Origin of the sequence: Prolixibacter denitrificans, from assembly GCF_003014495.1 — a bacterium.
Lineage (GTDB): Bacteria > Bacteroidota > Bacteroidia > Bacteroidales > Prolixibacteraceae > Prolixibacter > Prolixibacter denitrificans.
The window spans coordinates 12,605-31,595 of record NZ_PYGC01000011.1 but is presented as its reverse complement, the minus strand read 5'-3'; the positions used below and the strand labels follow the sequence as shown (position 1 = coordinate 31,595).

The window sequence follows — 18,991 nt, the reverse complement described above, 5'->3', positions numbered from 1 at the left end:
TGTGGAAGTGTAAAGTTGATACTTTTTTATCAATCCTCACATATCTTTGAAAAATCATCAACGAAAGTTTAAAATTTTACTGAACATATATCGGTACATCTTTGTATTATTTTTATCATCAACTTATGAATAACACTAACATGGACAAATTCTCACAGGTTGGCAACCAAGAGATTGGAGCGATAGAGGACCTATACAAAGCGTACCTTGAAGATCCGGAGAATGTGGATGCAAGCTGGAAAGCATTTTTCAAAGGGTTCGAGTTCGCCCGGCAATCTTGGGCAGAAGCCGAAACACCTGAGGATTGCAAACACCTGGACAAAGAGTTTAAGATTCTGAACCTTATTCACAATTACCGACAACGAGGACACCTGTTTACCCGAACCAATCCTGTACGGACACGCCGGACTTACTCACCAACACTAGATATTGAAAATTTTGGGTTAAGTGAAGCTGATCTGGACATTGTTTTCCAGGCGGGAAATGAAATTGGCATTGGGCCGGCATCACTGCGTGATATTGTAGCGCATCTCGAAACAACGTACTGTGAATCAATCGGCGTGGAGTATCTTTTTATGCGGAAACCCGAAGTGGTTAAGTGGCTTCGCGAACGCATGGAAGGCACCAAAAACCAGCAGGAGTTTACCGACGAAAACCGGAAACACATTTTCTACCATCTCAAATTAGCAGTTGGTTTCGAGAACTTCATTCACAAGAAGTTCGTCGGTCAGAAGCGCTTTTCTCTCGAGGGAACCGAAACTTTGATTCCAGCGATGGACGCCATTATTGAGCGCGGTGCAGAGCTGGGAATTGAGGAATTTGTGATTGGGATGTCCCATCGGGGCCGGTTAAATGTACTGGCCAATATTGTTGAAAAGCCTTACAAGAATATTTTCAAGGAATTCTATGGAACCGAATTCGAAGAAGGAATCGCCCTTGGTGATGTGAAATATCACCTGGGTTACGAAAACGAGGTTACCACCGACCAGGGCCATAAGGTAAAGCTGAACCTTCTTCCTAACCCATCGCACCTTGAAGCGGTAGCGCCGTTGGTAGAAGGTGTAGCACGGGCCAAACTGGACCACGAATATGGTAAAGACTTCAAAAAACTGGCTCCTATTGTCATTCACGGAGATGCCGCTATTGCCGGTCAGGGAGTCGTTTACGAAACGGTGCAGATGTCGCAGCTCAAAGGCTACAAAACCGGAGGTACGATTCACATGGTATTAAACAACCAGGTTGGTTTTACGACCAATTACCTTGATGCCCGTTCGAGTACTTACAGCACCGACGTGGCAAAGGTTACGCGTTCTCCTGTTTTCCACGTCAACGGCGATGATGTGGAAGCGCTCATCTTTACCATCAAACTGGCGATGGAATTCCGGCAGCAATTTGAATCCGATATTTTCATCGACATTCTTTCCTACCGGAAATACGGACACAACGAAGGTGATGAACCCCGTTTTACACAGCCTACGCTGTACAAAGCCATTGCCAGTCATCCCAATCCGCGTGATCTCTACGCTGAAAAACTGATACAAAAAGGTATCATGACCAACGAAGAGATCAAAAAGGAAATTGATGATTTCAATCAATCGCTCGAAGTAAAATACGAAGAGAGTCAGCATATTCAAAAGCTTCGTATTGAACGGTTCTTACTGGATGAGTATAAGAATTACCGTTTGCCGGAGCCGTCCGAGTCGGATCACGATACCGACACCGGTTACGATATTGACCAACTGAAGGCTGTCGCCGAAAAGATGAATACCCTTCCGGACGATAAGAGCTTTTTCAGAAAAATTATCAAGCTCCTCAACGACAGGAAAAAAGCAGCATCCGAAAACAGGCTCGACTGGGCCATGGGTGAATTGCTGGCCTATGCTGCGTTGTTGCTCGAAGGACATCCGGTTCGCATGGGCGGACAAGACAGCGAACGCGGTACATTTGCCCACCGTCACGCAGCTCTGGTGATGGAAGCTACAGACGAAAAATACTTCCCACTTAAACACATTGGTGAAAATCAGGCTCCATTCCACATTTATAATTCCCCGCTGAACGAATATGCAGCCATGGGATTCGAATATGGTTATGCCCTCGCCTGTCCAAAAGGATTGACCATTTGGGAAGCGCAATTTGGTGATTTCAGCAACGTAGCACAGGTAATCATCGACCAATACATTTCCTCGGCAGGTGAAAAGTGGGGAATGATGAATGGCTTGGTACTCATGTTACCACACGGTTACGAAGGCCAGGGCCCGGAACACTCCAGCGGTCGTATTGAGCGTATGCTCGCGCAGGCTGCCGGTAATAACATGCAGGTAATGGTCCCAACCACTCCTGCCAGTTTATTTCATATGTTACGACGCCATGTCAAGTGGGATTTCCGTATACCAATGGTAATTTTCACCCCGAAAAGCCTGTTGCGCCATCCGAAAGTCATATCTACTTTCGAAGATTTGGCAAACGGAAGATTCCAGCCGCTTATCCCGGATGAAACGGTTAAACCGGGAAAAGCCTCCAAGCTGGTATTTACTTCCGGAAAGATTTATTACGAATTGCTGGAACGGCGGGAAGAACTGAAGAAAAATGATGTGGCAATTATCCGCATCGAACAACTGTACCCGTTTCCGGCCGAAGCCGTCAGGAGTATTATCTATGAAAATAAAAATGCCAAGAGCAAACTTTGGGTTCAGGATGAACCTGAAAACATGGGAGCCTGGCCATACATTACCCGTAAATATCCGGGCCTGAATCTTGACGTGATTTCCCGTCCGGAAAGCGCCAGTCCGGCCGGAGGATTAATGGAACAACATAAACGACGCCTCGAACGAATCCTGGAAGCCGTTTTTAAATAAAACCCCAAAACAATCACAATTCATCAAAAAAGTACCGAAAGATGATCATCGAAATAAAAGTACCGAGTCCGGGTGAATCCATCACCGAAGTGGAAATAGGAAGTTGGCTTGTTTCTGACGGTGATATAGTAGAAAAGGACCAGGAAATAGCGGAGATTGAATCAGATAAAGCCACCCTGTCTCTCATTGCAAGCGAAGCGGGAGCAGTGAGTATTAAAGCAGAAGAGGGCGATTCCATCGAAGTCGGCGCCGTTGCTTGTACCATTGATACGGACAAAGCAGGAGAAGCTCCGGCTAAACCAAAAGAAGAACCTAAGGCTGAGGAGAAGAAGAAAGCTCCTGCAGAGGAAAAGAAAACCGAAGCAGAAACAAAAAAACCGGAACCACCCAAAACTGAGAAAAAGCCTGAAACGCCGAAGTCTTCCGGAGACGATGTATCTCATGTAAAAACAACTCCGGCAGCCAAAGCTGTGATGGAAGCCGAAGGCTTATCCATAGAAGAAGTTCTCGAAGGTTTGCGTCGTCTTTCCCGTAAGGATGTGGAAACTGCCGCCGATACCTTAAAAAACCATCCGGCAATGCAAAAGCCCGAAGCGAGTCGCGAAGAGGACCGGCAAACCATGAGTTCACTGCGTAAGAAGCTCAGTCAGCGTCTCGTTTCCGTGAAGAACGAAACAGCCATGTTGACCACGTTCAACGAGCTGGACATGACTAACGTGATGCAATTGCGTAAGACTTACCAGGAAAGATTTGTTGAAAAACACGGTTTCAAGCTGGGATTCATGTCTTTCTTCACCAAAGCGGTCAGCGAAGCACTGAAGCAGCATCCAGGCGTCAATTCCATGATTGAAGGCGATGAAATTGTCACACCACGTTACCACGATGTCGGTATTGCTGTGATGACGCCCAAGGGGTTGATGGTTCCAATTGTCCGCAATGTGGAAACCAAATCGATTCCTGAAATTGAACTGGAGATTAAAGAACTGGCTGCCAAAGCCCGTAACCGTAAATTAACCATTGAAGAAATGACCGGTGGAACTTTTACCATTACCAATGGGGGCGTATTTGGTTCACTGATGTCGACTCCGATCATTAATCCGCCGCAAAGCGGAATCCTGGGAATGCATGCCATCAAAGAGCGGCCTATTGCTGTGAATGGCAAAGTGGAAATTCGTCCAATGATGTACATCGCCCTTTCGTATGACCACAGGGTTATCGATGGGAAAGACTCTGTCGGTTTCCTCGTTCACTTAAAGGAATTCATCGAAAATCCGGAGAAATTGCTATTTGGCGGAAGTTCGCCGGAAGAATTACTTCTCGACTTGTAGATATTGCAACCAACATATGACGCAAAAAGCGGAACCATTAAAAAATGGCTCCGCTTTTTTTTATTTACTATATGCTTTCTCTATCGGGTAATCGTAATCGGCACACATCGTTCAGAAACTTTCCCTTCTATCGTTATGGAAGTCAGCCAAACTTCGAAATCGCCTGTTTCATCACCTGTATCGAACGAAACATGAACCTTATTGTCTTTATCAACCGTCAAATCAGAGTTCCAATACAACGTATTTCCCATCATTGGGATATTCGGCGAGCCAGCCCCTTCCACATCCGTTAGGAGATGTAAACTGTCCGCTTGATCGAGCGTTTGAAACTCGAGAAAGAAAGAACTTTCCGGCAAATCAATTCCCGCCAAATCGTCTTGTCGCGATTTCATGCTGATAATTCCTCCATAAATCAAATCACCACGCTGGTAGGTTGCGTTAACTACATCTATGGATTTGATTCGCTCCGGAGGAATGGAGAGAATATTATTCATATCTGACAACGGCACCCGGTCAAGCAACACAAGAGGTGGATAGAGTCTCAAATCGGAATGGTCGCCCGCTACAAAGAACCGGGGCACTCCGTGATGACGAACTACTACAACACTGGGAACCAACTCGTAGAAAACCTCTTCAAGCGTTGGCAGCTTGATGTATTTATCCAGATCAGTATGAAAAACCGGCTTTCCAAAGAAATATTCTTCATTCTTCTTCGCTTTCATTGAATCAGGCTTTGTTCTCAACCTAAAATTACTGGCCAACTGCTGACTGATCATCATCCGCTCCGCCATCTTTCTCTCAGCCGGCGTCAACCGAAATTTCATATTAGGAACTGCCAACCTCCTCTGAATAAAGTCATTGTCAACCAATAATTTACAGGGAACACTGTCTTTTTCGACCGACATAAATAATTCCCGGTTACCATACTCATCTAAAATAGCAAAGTGGAAAGTCCCGTCTGAACGACTGTAGGTTCCATGAAAATTGCCTTCGCCACCTAAAACTGAGAGGTTAATCCGGGCGTAAGCCACAGGTTTTCCAGTATTTCTATTTACAACCCTGCCGTTTACACTCACTCCTCGTGTTTCCGGAATGAAGACAATCGTATCCCCGGTTACTTTATCGTAATCAGGATCGCGAACGTCCATCTGTTGATGATAAGCCACATGACTGCCCTTACGCACGACCGAAACAGTTGTTGTACAAGTTGGATCATTAACATCAGGAAGCAACAAATCAAGCGAAACATTTTGCCTCCTTTTAAATGTTTGATGAGCGGTCGAATCTCTTTCCACCTTCCAATTTCCACTCGCGTCCACCTTCAGGGAATCGTTTCCCGAAACCACTTCTTCGGAATAGGGATTCAGTATTTTCACCATCTTCCAGGCAAATCCTGAAGCAGGAAAATTACGCATCCAACGGGTATAAGCCATTACGTAATAGTACCCTGAAGGAATTACCTCGGGAATGGTTATTCGACCATCTGTTCCATTCTCTCCGAATGTAAACTTCTCGCGAACAACCGGATTGGCGTTACCGTCGATCAACTCCACATACAAAACCTTGCTCCATTCCAATGCCGCCATCTCCAGATTCGACAAATTGCACGCTTTGAAATACAGATTCTCGCCAGCCACATAAAAATCACGATCCGTGACGAAAGCAACCTTTTCATTCTGGGCAGGTTCGTTAGCTGCGCGAAGATACCCGGGAAGAGCAATAACCAAAAGTGCAACGGATATTACCAACTGCTTTATAAAAGTCTTTGTTTTTGTATTCATATTCCCTGTATTTTATTGCCAATAAGAAGGTCTGACATTGGTGCCCCCGCGTTTCAAACAATCAAAACATTGCTGATTCGAGGCCACTTTAACGATTGCTCCCGAAGGAAGAATAAAATTGTACATATATACCGGATAAGAAGAAGATGGATAGGGCATTAAGTCATCCCTGATTGATTTAATGGTATCGGAACTACAAAATATTTCTCTTACTGGATCAGGTGCTGGCCCTACGAAAATTCGTTTCTTGCTGACTCCACTGGCTGAAAAATATCCTAGTACCACCTTACCCGGCTTCGACACGCAGGTTAGATTTCCCCGAATCATATAAGGTTGACTTTCAAAGAGACCACCTGTTTGCTGCGTTTGTTTTTCCAATCCATTCCAAAACTCATAAGCCTCTGCGGATAGAGAGTATTCTCTTACCAGCAGACTATATCTCCACATCAACCGATCCGATTGCGTCGAGACATAGTTCAGCTTATAATTTTTCAATACATCTTCAGCCAAATCGCGTGTCGTAGCAGTGTATATTCCCGGTACTTCCTTTGTCATCCAACAAGTGGTCCGATTGTTCTCAAAATGATAATTCAAATGTAATGTACCATCCCACATGGCTGCGACGGTATAGGGAGAATGATACTCCCAGGTTTCCTGCATACTCCACCGATAATATTGAGTTTTGCCACTGGGATCACTGGTATTCACATAAAATTGATACCCTTTTAAGCCGTCCGGATTTTCCGCCGTACTTTTCGACTGATAACTGGCTGTCAAACTATCAATAGGAGGAGCCGGTTGCAGCGTCTGGTAATCTGACTCATATACATCGCCCTTGTTATCGATCACCCGCAACATATAACTGGTTCCGTATCCCAAATCACCACTGGTTATATTGGCAACATATTTGCCTTCTCCTTTTCCTGTGTAACTAATTATGTTACCCTTATCATCGACAACAGTCACTGAGCATCCATTCTCGGGAACGTAGGTAGAGTCGGTGTAGGGAGTCGTCCTGGAAACAGTAATTGTTTGTGTTCCCGGCTCATCCGTCAACGTCCCACTGATAACCAATAAATCATTGTAATTGGTTACCGGTGGATTAAATGGCTCCACACAACGTTGAATTCCAAAACCAACAATCGTAATAGCCATCAACATCAAATATTTTTTCTTCACAATCATCATCTCTTCATTTGAAACCAGCAAACAGAACTATTCACAAATTATGTTAATCTCAAAATCGTATATCTATATTGCCTTACCATTTTAATCCTCCCAGAAATCAGGTTTCACATTCGTACCACCACGTACTAAACAATCAAAGCAACGCTGATTGGAAGCAACTCTCATTAATCCGCCCGAAGGCAGAATAAAATAATACATGTAAACCGGATAAGATGAAGGCGGATACGGCATCAGGTCCCCGGTTCCTCTTATTGTATCGGAAGAACAAACAATATCTCTGACAGGATAAGGTGAACGTTTAACAAAAATTCGTTTTTTACTAACGCCACTCGTTGAAAAAAAACCTAACGCAGTTTTTTCGGGATTTGAAACGCAGGAAATATTTCCGGTTAGCATATAAGGCTGCGTTTCGTACAATCCTCCGGTTTGTTGTGTTTGTTTTTCCAGCCCACTCCAAAACTCATAGGCTTCGGGCGAAAGTGAATACTCCCGGACTAAAAGACTATACCTGAATTTTAACCGATCGCTTCCGACAGAAACATAATTCAGTTTGATATTTTTCAAAACATTTCCCGCCATGTCGCGGGTCGTCGCAGTATAAATGCCGGGAACTTCCTTGGTCATCCAACAAATCGTCCTGTTTTCCTTGAAATAATAATTATCATGCAAGGCACCATCCCACATCGCTCCGACTTGATAAATTGAGTGATACTCCCAGGTCTCCTGCATACTCCACCGATAGAACTTCATTTCACCACCAGGGGCACTCGCATTCACATAAAACTGACAGCCGAGTAGTCCTTCAGGAAATTCAGGCGTATACTTGGGTCCATAACGATAGGTCACACTGTCAATTTTGGGAGGAGGTAATAACTTCTGATAATCTGATTCGAATACGTCTCCGCTATTGTCTATGACCCTCAGCATATAGGAAGTGCCGGTTTGAAGTTGTTCACTGTTAAAGTTGGCTGCATATCTTCCATTGCCGCCATCACTCAAATCATATATATTTCCTACATCATCCAAAATGGTTACCGTACAACCAATTTCAGGTATAAAGGCTGAATCATTAAGACTCGATGTTCGCGAAACCGTTACCTTTTGAACACCTGGCTCATCCGTCAGTGTAGCATCAATGACAAGCAGATCGCTGTACTTCTCCACTGAGGGATTAAATGGTTCGACACAACGATGCAATCCTCCAATTACCATGAAAATGGCAATTGCTCCTGCTACATATTTTCTTTCGGATTGCTTCACTTACTGTATCTAATTATTATTCTTTCTTGTGTTTATTCTAATCCTCCCAGAAATCAGGTTTAACATTCGTTCCTCCTCTTTCAAGACAATCGAAACAGCGCCTTTCGGAAGCCGCCATCGCATATCCTCCTCCAGGCAATAACGTTCCGGTGAGATATACCGGGTAAGCAGACTCTGGATAATCCTCTATCGGATTTCTCGGGCCGATTTTATCCAGATTGCAAACCATTTCATAAACTGGATCGGGAGCTGGGCCAACAAAAATTCTCTTTTTACTCACTCCACTTACGCAGAAAAATCCCAGGACCACTTCATCAGGCGTGGAAACACAGGAAATATTTCCCTCGATCATGTAAGGTTGCGCTTCATACAAACCTCCGGTTTTCTGAGTTTGCTTTTCCAGTCCATTCCAAAACTCATATGATTCGGCAGATAACGAGTACTCGGTGACCAACAAACTGTATCTCCACTTCAATCGCTCACTCCCGGTGGAAACAAAACTGAGTTTTACATTTGTCAACCTATCCTCAGACATATCTCGTGTCGTCGCGGTATAAATGGCAGGGATATCTGAAGTCTTCCAACAGGTGCTCCTGTTATCAGGAAAAGAAAAGAAATGCAGCGTACCATCCCACATAAACACAACCTCGTAGGGCGCATGATATTCCCAGGTTTCTTCCGCACTCCAGCGATAATAGCGCGTATTATTGGTCGGATCGCTGGTATTTACAAAGAATTGGTACCCCTTCAGCCCTCTCGTATTTTCTGCGGTAACTTTGGTCTCATACCGGGCGGTCACACTGTCAATTGGGGGCGCAGGCTTCAGCACCTGATAGTCCGACTCATAAACATCTCCGCTGCCAGCGATTACACGCAACATATAAGCTCTTCCATACTTCAGGTCACCCTGGTAAAATTCGGCCACATATTTACCATCTCCCTTTCCGTTAAAAGGATAAATGTTTCCCTGGTCATCCAAAATGGTAACCACACATCCATTCTCTGGTAAAAATTCAGCTTCGCTATAGTCGGAGGTTCGGGATACAGTAACAACCTGACTTCCCGGCTCATCTGTAAGGGTGCCGTCAACCACCAATAAATCGGAATACTTCTTAACATGCGGAGTAAATGGTTCAACACAACAAGGCAAGCTCACTATTCCCATGAAAATGGCAATTACTCCTACGACATATTTCCTTTGGGGCTGCTTCACTGCTTTATCTATTCACTAATTGTTATTCATCGTTCAATTTCTTCTAATACACCCAAAAATCAGGTCTGATATTGGTACCTCCTCTTTCAAGACAATCGAAACAACGTCTTTCCGCTGCAGCCATCGTATGTCTTCCCATGGGCAGTGGTATTTTAAAAAGATATACAGGATATGCCGACGCCGGATAATCCTCAATCGGGTTACGGGGTGTAATCGTATCTCCCAAACAAGGCAATTCATAAACATAATCTGATGGAGGATTAACAAAAATCCGCTTCTCACTTACACCCGAAGTCGAGAAAAATCCTAGTGCCTTTACATCAGGATTTGAAATACAGGTAATATTTCCTTTAATCATGTACGGTTGCGATTCATACAAACCACCCGTTTCCTGAGTCTGCTTTTGTAGTCCACTCCAAAATTCATAGGCTTCAGCCGACAACGCATATTCCCGAACCAACAAACTATACCGCCATTTTAACCGATCCGATTGAGTAGACACATAGTTTAGCTTCACATTCTTCAAAACATCTTCCGAAATATCCCGGGTCGTTCCGGTAAATATACCAGGAACATCCATCGTCATCCAGCACGTACTCCGGTCATCCGGGAAGGAAAAATCGTGCAATGCCCCATCCCACATATAAGCTACCGTAAAAGGTGCATGGTATTCCCAGGTTTCTTCCATGCTCCAGCGATAATAACGAGTATTGCCACCGGGATCACTGGTACTCACAAAAAACTGATAACCTTTTAATCCATCAGGGTCCTCCAGGGTAATTCTGGGCTCATATACGGCAGTTACACTATCAATTGGAGGTGCAGGCCTCAAGGTCTGATAATCCGATTCAAAAACTTCTCCATCATTCGCGATTACCCGCAACATATAAGCTCTTCCATATTGCAGATCGCCTTGGTAAAACTCAGCTTCATATTTACCATTACCTTTCCCGGCATAAGAATAGATGTTTCCCTCGTCATCCTGAACCGTGACAGTACATCCATTCTCTGCGATAAACTCAGCATCGTTATAGTTAGAACTACGCGAAACAGTAATTACCTGTGTTCCCACCTCATTGGTCAGGGTGCCGTCGACCACTAATAGATTAGAATACTTTTTAATCTGCGGAGTAAATGGTTCAACACAGCGATGCAGTCCCCCCATTACCATGAAAATGGCAATTACTCCTAATACATATTTTCTTTGGGATTGCTTCACCTCTTACACATCATAAATAATTGTGATTCATCATTTTACTATCAATACACCCAAAAATCAGGTCTAATATTGGTACCTCCTCTTTCAAGACAATCAAAGCAACGTCTTTCTGCCGCTGCCAGCTGATGAATAACACCACCCGTAGGCTGCTGTATTTCGTATAGATATACCGGGAAAGCCGATTCCGGATAATCCTCAATTGGGTTACGGGCATTTATCGTATCCCCAACACAAGGAGGCTCAGAAACATAGTCAGATGGAGGATATACAAAAACACGCTTTTCCGATACACCTGAAGCGGAGAAAAATCCAAGAGCTGTCTCCCCGGGATTTGAAGTACAGGTAATGTTCCCTTTAATCATGTAAGGTTGCAACTCATACAAACCACCGGTTTCCTGGGTCTGCTTTTGTAATCCATTCCAAAATTCATACGCCTCAGCTGACAAAGCATATTCCCGAACCAACAAACTATACCGCCATTTTAATCGATCCGATTGAGTAGACACATAGTTTAACTTTACATTCTTCAAAACATTTTCCGAAATATCACGGGTTGTTGCAGTAAATATGCCCGGGACATCCATCGTTTTCCAGCATCTGCTCCGATCATCGGGGAAAGCAAAATCAAAGTGCCATTCACCATCCCACATAGCATACAAAGTAAAAGGAGCATGATACTCCCATGTTTCTTCCATACTCCAGCGATAATAGCGTGTGTTACCATTGGGATCACTGGTATTCACAAAAAACTGGTAACCTTTTAATCCTTCGGGTTTTTCTGCCGTAGCTTTGGGTTCATAAACTGCAGTTACACTATCTACCGGTGGTGCAGGTGTCAGCGTCTGATAATTCGATTCAAAAACTTCTCCGTTATTAGCGATTACCCGCAACATGTACGCTCTTCCATATCGCAGATCGCCCTGGTAAAACTCGGCTTCATATCTACCTCTGCCTTTTCTCTCAAATGGAAAAATATTTCCCTGATCGTCCTGAACAGTAACGGTACATCCATTTTCCGGGATGAACCGACCACTGGAATAATCAGAGGTTCTGGAAACCGTAATCACCTGTGTTCCCAACTCATCAGTCAATGTACCATCGACGACTAACAAATCGGAGTATTTTTTTATTTCAGGGGTAAACGGCTCCACACATCGTTGAAACAAAGCGCCTACGGCGATTACTACTAGTAACAATACGTATAACTTATTCACTCGCATAGTTACCCAATTTAAAGTTCCAGGTAAGTGTCAGAATCGGCACACCGAAAATAGATTGTTTGTATCCCTGGATATTGCCATCCACATTCTTAAAGTACACTGAGTAGGCATTTTTTCTTCCCGTAAGGTTATACACACCTACCATCCAAGAACTGTGAGCCAGCTTTTTAGCAACCAGATTTCCTTCAATATTCACCGAAAGGTCGACACGGAAATAATCGGGTAACCTGTACTCGTTCCTGAGAGAGTAGTTCAACACTTTTTTTCCGTCGATGTAATAAATAGCACTCGGGTAAGTTATCGGCCGACCGGTGTAATACACCATGTTTCCAGAGAAACTTACGCGACGACTCAAACGGTAATTGGTAACCACATTCACCGAGTGAGGAATGTCGTAATTAGCCGGATATTCTTTTCCTGAATTAATCTGATCTTCAGGAAACTTACTATCTACTTTTACACGGGCATGCGAATAGGTGTAGCTGATCCAGCCATTCAGTTTTCCGGCTGTTTTACGCAGCATCAACTCCAATCCGTAAGCATCCTGTTTTCCCTGAACCACGTCGGTTTCAACCCAGCGGTTTCCAATTAAATCGGCACCGTTTTTATATTCCACCAAATGATTCGCCTTCTTGTAATAGGCCTCGATAGAAGTTTCCAGATGCTTGTCGGGAAAGTTCCGGTAAAAACCGGCACTAAACTGATCTCCAATCTGAGGACTAATGTGCGAATCAGTCAGTTTCCACTGATCGTTCGGAGATAATGCAACCGTATTACTCAGCATGAAAAGATACTGACGCATCCGGTTATAGGACAGCTTCACTGAGCTGTTTTGTCCCACCAAATAATTCAACGCCAGTCGCCATTCCGGGCCGTGATACGATTGAATAATATCACCTGATTTGTAACTTACTGTGTCAACAACCGTGTTCTCATCCAAAGGAGCATCGGGATAATAGTTACGAACTTTATTGGGTCCCAGATAAGCGTAATAGCTGTAACGGATTCCAGCATCCACAGTCAGGTTCGCTCCAATTTTCCATTCATCACTTAGGTAAAGAGCATCCTCTGTTCCGTATTCCCTTCCAAGGTTGGTATAATAACGCAGCGATTCATTTCCATAAGGATTCAATGCCCCCCTGTCGAGATCGTAGTATATAGCAGAAAGACCAAAACGAAGCAAATGGTTCGGAGCCACATTGTAATCAAAATCGCTCTTCAGCTCATAGTGCCCTATCGAATAGTTCTTCGTATAAGCATTCAACGGGTCTTGCTCCTCGGTATTCGCGTAGGAATATTCTCCGAAAGCACCACTGAATGTGCCCGTAAAACGTTCGTTGAAAAGGTGTCTCCAAAGTAGTGAGCCTCCCTTGTTACTGTACTTGAAGTGACTGTTGGTAGAAAGCGTAAACCTATCGTGACTATAATAACCGAAGAGTTGGATATGATTATTCCGATTTGCCTCAAGGCTGAAGTTGGTAGCAATATCGTAAAAACCGGCATTGCTGTTCTTCAAATCCGGATCTTTCAACCTCCTCAGAATCCAGTCCGAATAAGTCGAACGACCACCGATAACAAATGAACCTTTGTTTTTAACCAGCGGTCCTTCCACCGAAAGCCTTCCGGTAATCGGGCTGATTCCGCCACGTGCAGTAAATTTCTTACTGTTACCTTCACGGGTCGAGATATCGAAAATGGAAGCCAGGCGACCGCCGAAACGGGCAGGGATATTACTTTTGTAGAAAGAGAAATCGCGCACAATATCCGGGTTAAACGCAGAGAAAAAACCAAACAGGTGCGAGGTATTAAACACCGGAACCCGGTTAATGTAGAACAGGTTCTGATCGGCAGGACTTCCGCGCACATTCAATCCGGAACTACCTTCACCAACCGATTGAACCCCCGGCAACATACGAGCAACCTCCAGCAAATCGCTTTCGCCCATCACCACCGGAATTTCCTTGATTGCTTTCACATCCAAACGTTGAAATCCCATTTGGGTCCCGCGTACGTTGTGAAATTTATTGGCTTCAATTACCACCTCTTTTAAAGGAATAATGTCCTTCTCGAACTGGAAATTATAATGTGCATTTTGCCAAATCTGCAGGTTATAAACCTGCTTCTGCATTCCCATGCTACCCAGCTGAAGTGTATATTTCCCGGGTGGCACCACCAAACGATAATACCCCTGTGCATCACTGACGACGCCGTCTTTCAATTGTTCCACGTAAAAAGTTGCCCCAACCAATGGTTCTCCACTTTCAGCGTTGGTTACACGTCCGGTAAGATACACCCGCTCGTTTGGCTTTTTAATGTGTTCCCGGCCGAAAACAATTGTCTTATTCTTTTTCTCCTTGCGGCCTTCCAGGTAGCGCTTTTCAACATCCGTAATGCCTCCTTTCCGGCTTTTACCGCCAGAAGCTTCTATCAACTTGTCGGGTAAAGCTGTAACCATGTCCCTACCTTTCATCACATAGATGTCACGGTAGGCATCGATATAAAAACGAAGATCCGTACCCAGAAAAGCACGGTGCAAAACTTCCCTCATCGACAAATCCGAACCCGAAGCATGATCCAGTTGGATTTTCTGCACCCAATCTTTGCGGTAATAGAAGTGAACCTCTTGTTGTGATTCCACTTTGGAAACAAATTGTTCAAACGTTAAGCCGTTGTAATCTCCGGAAAATACGATGTCGTTATCCTGGTTTTGCGCCCTGAGTTCAGGCACCAGCATACACATCATTACGATTCCCCAGATAATGCTGGTAATTCTCATGCGTCTTTCAGGATATTAAGCAGGTTATTAAAGTCTTCGTTAGAAATAGCTGAGAATGATTTCCTGTGTGCACGGAAATACTTCTTCAGCTCTTTTTTCTTATCAGGAAAAAGTTTTTTTATGGCTCTCCGGTTCCGGATATCGAATACCTTACCATCGCGTTCGAAGTAATACTTCCGGTAGGCCTTGGTGTAAGCCCGGTGGTTAGCTTGTGACCCCTGAGGTATTTCCAGAAATTTTGTATACTTAATTAACCAGCGAAATCCCTTTTCACCAATAACCTGATAAAATGATGGATGTAACTGGTCGTTGTCTATCCACTCGAATAAATACCCGCCTTCAAGGGTGAACTGATGAATAAAATTCCGCCGGAGAATAATATGACTCTCACCTCCGAAAGAGTTAATCACCTTCAGCACGAGCTGCTGATTAACAATATCATACTTTAACTCAACCGGAGAGAAATTCTCATTTTTCACCGTAACAGAGCCACGCCGAAATGTATTTTCTCCCATGAACGGGTATCCCGTAGCATTGTAATGCAGGTTGATGTACAAAACTCCGTTGACCAGCAGATCATTTAAGCCATACATCTGGTCATACTGCTCATACTGCTTTTTCAGAGTGTCAACCGAAGCCTTCTGGGCCCTTAAAGTAAACGGCAGACAAAGCAGTAAGAGAGGCAGTACTCTCCTTAAGGAATAGAACAACATTTAGAATCTTTAAATCAGTTAGTTACAATACACACAATATAAATCCTCAGTGGTACAGATTCTCTCCGCTTCCGCTAATTCAATTCTCGCGGGAAAAATCGTTTCTGTGTCTGAAATGCTTTTAATAGGCGCATTTTGGACTTATGAAATTAGTGAAACAATTCGTTTAAACAAAGAATTTTCAAAACATAACTAACATAAAATTAAACATAAGGAAAAGATGGAAAAATGGCCGCATAAACAAAACTTATGCGGCCATCTCCTGTATATCTTCAAACAACTATTTTATTTCCAACGCCCCCTCCTTGTCTTTGTCAATGGCAGGACGACCTGTTTTCATCCATTTCGGTTCTGCGGCTCCTTTCAGGTAATGGTCGAAGAATTGTTTCATCCGGATAGACAAATCCATTCTATCGCCCCAACTGCCGGCTTTCAGGTTATGCGGCTCGTCATTGTAGCTCAGCATCCAAACCGGCTTATTCAATCTACGCAATGCCACAAAATATTCGATTCCCTGGTACCACGGAACTGCTGTATCGTGATCATTGTGCATCATTAACAGCGGCGTTTGAACCCTGTCGGCATAGAACAACGGTGAATTCTCGATGTAGCGCCAAGGTTTATCCCACAAGGTTCCTCCCAAGCGACTCTGCGTATGCTCGTACTGGAACATTCGGCTTAAACCGCTTCCCCAGCGAATACCACCGTAGGCACTGGTCATGTTGGCCACCGGAGCACCCGCCATGGCAGCAGCAAACAGGTTGGTCTGCGTCACCAGGTAGGCTGTCTGATAACCGCCCCAGCTTTGTCCCTGCAAAGCCATATGCTTCGCATCCACAAACGGGTATCTATCCATCAACGCTTCTACCCCACTCATAATGCAGTTGTACGCACTTTGTCCCGGATAACCAACGGTATAAACGATATCGGGAACAAAAACAAGGTAATCGTTGCTGGTGTAAAACGGCTTGTTGATGATGGAACGGCTCGGCCCGGGAGTCCAGTAACGATGGAACGAGTCGGAACTCCGTTCATAGAAATAAATCATCATCGGATATTTCTTCGACGGGTCGAAATTTTCGGGCTTATACAATATTCCCTGCAACTTCACCCCATTCAGATTGGTCCAGCTCACCAGTTCTGCCGAGCCCCACAAATAATTATTCTGCTGCGGCTCCGCGTCTGTTTCTTTCTGGTAATTGGCAAACCGGTCATCTGTTTTCCAAACATCCGGGTAATCGGTGAACGATTCCCTAGTGAATATGATTTGCGGGGCATTTTTTGCTTTCGCAGTTTTCCGGAACACGTAATCATCCAAAACCAGCATATTAGGCACAGCCGCCTTATTCATACGTAAGGAAGCGTAACCAGCCTGCTTTGTTTCTTCCTGGAAAACCGACAGCAATGCCGAAGTCTTCGTCGAAATATATTCTTCCTCCGGATCCAGTTTCACATACCGAAATTTCATTTGATGCTTCCGGCCGTATCCATCGGTGAGATTAACCGGCTGTTCTTTCCCCGATGGATCCAATCGCCAGATATCGTACCGATCGTACACAAAAACATATTTATCATCTTTGGCCCATCCGGCAATCCCATAAGGATAAGCCGGTGTTGGCATGTCGTTCAGTTCATCGTACATCGGCGCCTTTACCGACTTTGTCAGTGCCAGCGTTTCCAATGTTTTCGTATTCACTGAATAATAAGTACTATCCTGGTAATTGTAATAAACAAAGTAGTGCTGCGCCGGCCCCAGGCGTCCCCGCCTAACGCCTTTTACCATAAACTTCCTCTCTCCGTTCGCGATATTGACCAGGTAAAAATCTGCGCACTCCAGGCCAGTCCACGACATCGCTCTTTCGTAAGGTACAGGGTCGATACCGACCGCATACGCTCCTTCTCCAGTTCTTTTTGTCCGAACCGTTTTCAGCTTTTCGTCAGCCAACTGAGTAATTGTCTTTTTCTCGACATCATACACGGCCAGATAGGTCCGTTTTTTTTCGCTCTTCAGCTTAATCTTCTGACGGGGCTGCAATTGCTTATCAGTCCATGACCAGATATCCAGACGGGCCTTTTCGCTTTTCATCAACGTGTCCTTTGGCTCCGGTTCCGGTTTCGGTGCCGAACCAAAATACAGGCGCTTTCCGTCTTTCGAGAAATCGAGCTTCCCATTTTCCGAAGGAGCCCAGCCTTTCGGCAAGGTAGCCGTCAACGTATCGGCTATTACCGATGGCTCCGCATCAACTTCCGACAGGTACAAACTATAAGTTTTATTTTCAACCGTATCTTTCGAGAACAGGAAAGCTCCGCGATCGCCAGCTTCACTGACCGCAATCTTGCCCGGGAATCCTTCCCCCGAAAAGGCAATGCGTCTTTCTCCGCTTTTGGTATCGAAATAATTAACGGACGCCAGGTTTACTGTCGAGTCTTTTTTGCCTGTCGTAAACATCAGCGTATTTCCGTTTTTCGACCAGCTGTACTCTTTTACATGGCGAAAGACCAACGTGTCATTCAGGCCCGGTTTGACGACCACCAGGTTGCCCGACTCCTTCTTGTCCTTTTTCTTCTCTTTGTCGTCACTGGGTTGATCAGCTTTCGTTGAATCAGCGGGACTCTCAATCTTTCCATCCGACAGAAATGCCACCCAACCAGTGCCTTCTTCGGGAATCTTAAACGATTCAGCCTTGGGATACTTTACCACCTGATGGGTTTTAAAGGAATAAATCCCGATGGAATCCTGCGGCTGCTTATCCTTCTTGAACTTCTCCACTTCCGCTTCGCGACGGAGCGTCAGCTGAGGTTTAATTTTGAACGTCACAATGGAACTGTTTCCGGACAGCTTAGCATCGTATCCCCGGGCAATGGTATCAATGCGGCCGCTTGTCATATCCTTCACAACAAGATTGCCATCCCCGTGGCCCGGGTTCAGTTCGTAAACCAGGTACTGCCCATTCTCCGATATTTGCGGCTCACGAATGTGCTTCCAGGTATTAAAGTTATCAGTGGTCAATGGTTTCTTCTCTTGCTGAGCATATACGCCGGCAGCAAACCACGCGAGAAACAGAGAAAGAAGTAATTTTTTCACAAGTAAAGATTTTTTCAGTTTCAAATTCGAATACACACGTTTTCATCCCCGCAAGGGGAACAATAAAAGTATAAAAATTAGCAGAATCAGGCAGCATCACCATACCTACGTTCCACACTGAGCTCCTGATACAACGGAAAAAACATCATTTAGATTGATTATGTTATAAAATACCTCTTCACACCTTAAGTGCCTCAAGTTAAGCAGATATCCCCTTCAACTTCAGATTGAAATCTTTCTTTATGCAAACAAAACATGCTATAAAACGTATAAAACAATGAACATTATGTGACATTACACACTTCTAAGTTTATATAATTCTGTGTAACTTGAAGAGAAAAGGCCTCTCTTCA

The 18,991-nt window shown here is 44.4% G+C and carries 11 protein-coding genes; 2 read left to right on the top strand and 9 right to left on the bottom strand.

Annotated features, from left to right (window positions below; genetic code table 11):
• The first annotated feature begins 140 nt into the window (after positions 1-140).
• Together CLV93_RS16725 and odhB are read left to right on the top strand one after the other, a co-directional pair.
• Positions 141-2,855 (top strand): 2-oxoglutarate dehydrogenase E1 component, encoded by a 2,715-nt coding sequence (locus CLV93_RS16725; protein WP_106543367.1) that lies wholly within the window; start codon positions 141-143, stop codon positions 2,853-2,855.
• A 41-nt stretch (positions 2,856-2,896) separates the two neighbouring features.
• Positions 2,897-4,183, top strand: a complete 1,287-nt coding sequence (gene odhB / locus CLV93_RS16720) for a 2-oxoglutarate dehydrogenase complex dihydrolipoyllysine-residue succinyltransferase (RefSeq protein ID WP_106543366.1) — start codon at positions 2,897-2,899, stop codon at positions 4,181-4,183.
• A gap of 80 nt (positions 4,184-4,263) precedes the next feature.
• Here odhB and CLV93_RS16715 read toward each other — a convergent pair whose 3' ends face one another.
• The 9 genes from CLV93_RS16715 to CLV93_RS16675 form a co-directional block, all read right to left on the bottom strand.
• Positions 4,264-5,964, bottom strand: a complete 1,701-nt coding sequence (locus tag CLV93_RS16715; RefSeq protein ID WP_106543365.1) for a hypothetical protein — start codon at positions 5,962-5,964, stop codon at positions 4,264-4,266.
• 12 nt (positions 5,965-5,976) lie between these two features.
• A complete protein-coding gene (locus CLV93_RS16710) occupies positions 5,977-7,119 on the bottom strand; it encodes a DUF4249 domain-containing protein (protein WP_170108980.1) in 1,143 nt (380 codons plus the stop codon).
• Positions 7,120-7,233: 114 nt separating this feature from the next.
• Entirely contained in the window at positions 7,234-8,412 is a 1,179-nt protein-coding gene (locus tag CLV93_RS16705; protein WP_106543363.1) for a DUF4249 domain-containing protein, read from the bottom strand.
• Positions 8,413-8,449: 37 nt separating this feature from the next.
• Positions 8,450-9,625: a DUF4249 domain-containing protein gene (locus tag CLV93_RS16700; protein ID WP_146142053.1), complete on the bottom strand. Its 1,176-nt coding sequence runs from the start codon at positions 9,623-9,625 to the stop codon at positions 8,450-8,452.
• Between the two features lie 43 nt (positions 9,626-9,668).
• The gene (locus CLV93_RS16695; protein ID WP_146142052.1) at positions 9,669-10,844 is read right to left on the bottom strand and encodes a DUF4249 domain-containing protein; all 1,176 of its coding nucleotides are present in this window, start codon (positions 10,842-10,844) and stop codon (positions 9,669-9,671) included.
• 41 nt (positions 10,845-10,885) lie between these two features.
• Entirely contained in the window at positions 10,886-12,064 is a 1,179-nt protein-coding gene (locus CLV93_RS16690) for a DUF4249 domain-containing protein (protein ID WP_106543360.1), read from the bottom strand.
• The gene (locus CLV93_RS16685) at positions 12,051-14,840 is read right to left on the bottom strand and encodes a TonB-dependent receptor (RefSeq protein WP_106543359.1); all 2,790 of its coding nucleotides are present in this window, start codon (positions 14,838-14,840) and stop codon (positions 12,051-12,053) included. Before CLV93_RS16685 ends, CLV93_RS16690 begins: the two co-directional genes overlap by 14 nt.
• Entirely contained in the window at positions 14,837-15,553 is a 717-nt protein-coding gene (locus tag CLV93_RS16680; protein ID WP_146142051.1) for a hypothetical protein, read from the bottom strand. Before CLV93_RS16680 ends, CLV93_RS16685 begins: the two co-directional genes overlap by 4 nt.
• A gap of 280 nt (positions 15,554-15,833) precedes the next feature.
• Positions 15,834-18,638 carry an alpha/beta hydrolase family protein gene (locus CLV93_RS16675; RefSeq protein WP_146142050.1) on the bottom strand — a complete coding sequence of 935 codons (2,805 nt, stop codon included), beginning with the start codon at positions 18,636-18,638 and terminating at the stop codon, positions 15,834-15,836.
• Positions 18,639-18,991: the final 353 nt, after the last annotated feature.

Bases quoted from the DNA above. Each gene is read 5' to 3' on its own strand.
- CLV93_RS16715 (WP_106543365.1), bottom strand. From the start codon at position 5,964: ATGAATACAAAAACAAAGACTTTTATAAAGCAGTTGGTAATATCCGTT.
- CLV93_RS16690 (WP_106543360.1), bottom strand. From the start codon at position 12,064: ATGCGAGTGAATAAGTTATACGTATTGTTACTAGTAGTAATCGCCGTA.
- CLV93_RS16685 (WP_106543359.1), bottom strand. From the start codon at position 14,840: ATGAGAATTACCAGCATTATCTGGGGAATCGTAATGATGTGTATGCTG.
- odhB (WP_106543366.1), top strand. From the start codon at position 2,897: ATGATCATCGAAATAAAAGTACCGAGTCCGGGTGAATCCATCACCGAA.
- CLV93_RS16710 (WP_170108980.1), bottom strand. From the start codon at position 7,119: ATGGCTATTACGATTGTTGGTTTTGGAATTCAACGTTGTGTGGAGCCA.
- CLV93_RS16725 (WP_106543367.1), top strand. From the start codon at position 141: ATGGACAAATTCTCACAGGTTGGCAACCAAGAGATTGGAGCGATAGAG.
- CLV93_RS16680 (WP_146142051.1), bottom strand. From the start codon at position 15,553: ATGTTGTTCTATTCCTTAAGGAGAGTACTGCCTCTCTTACTGCTTTGT.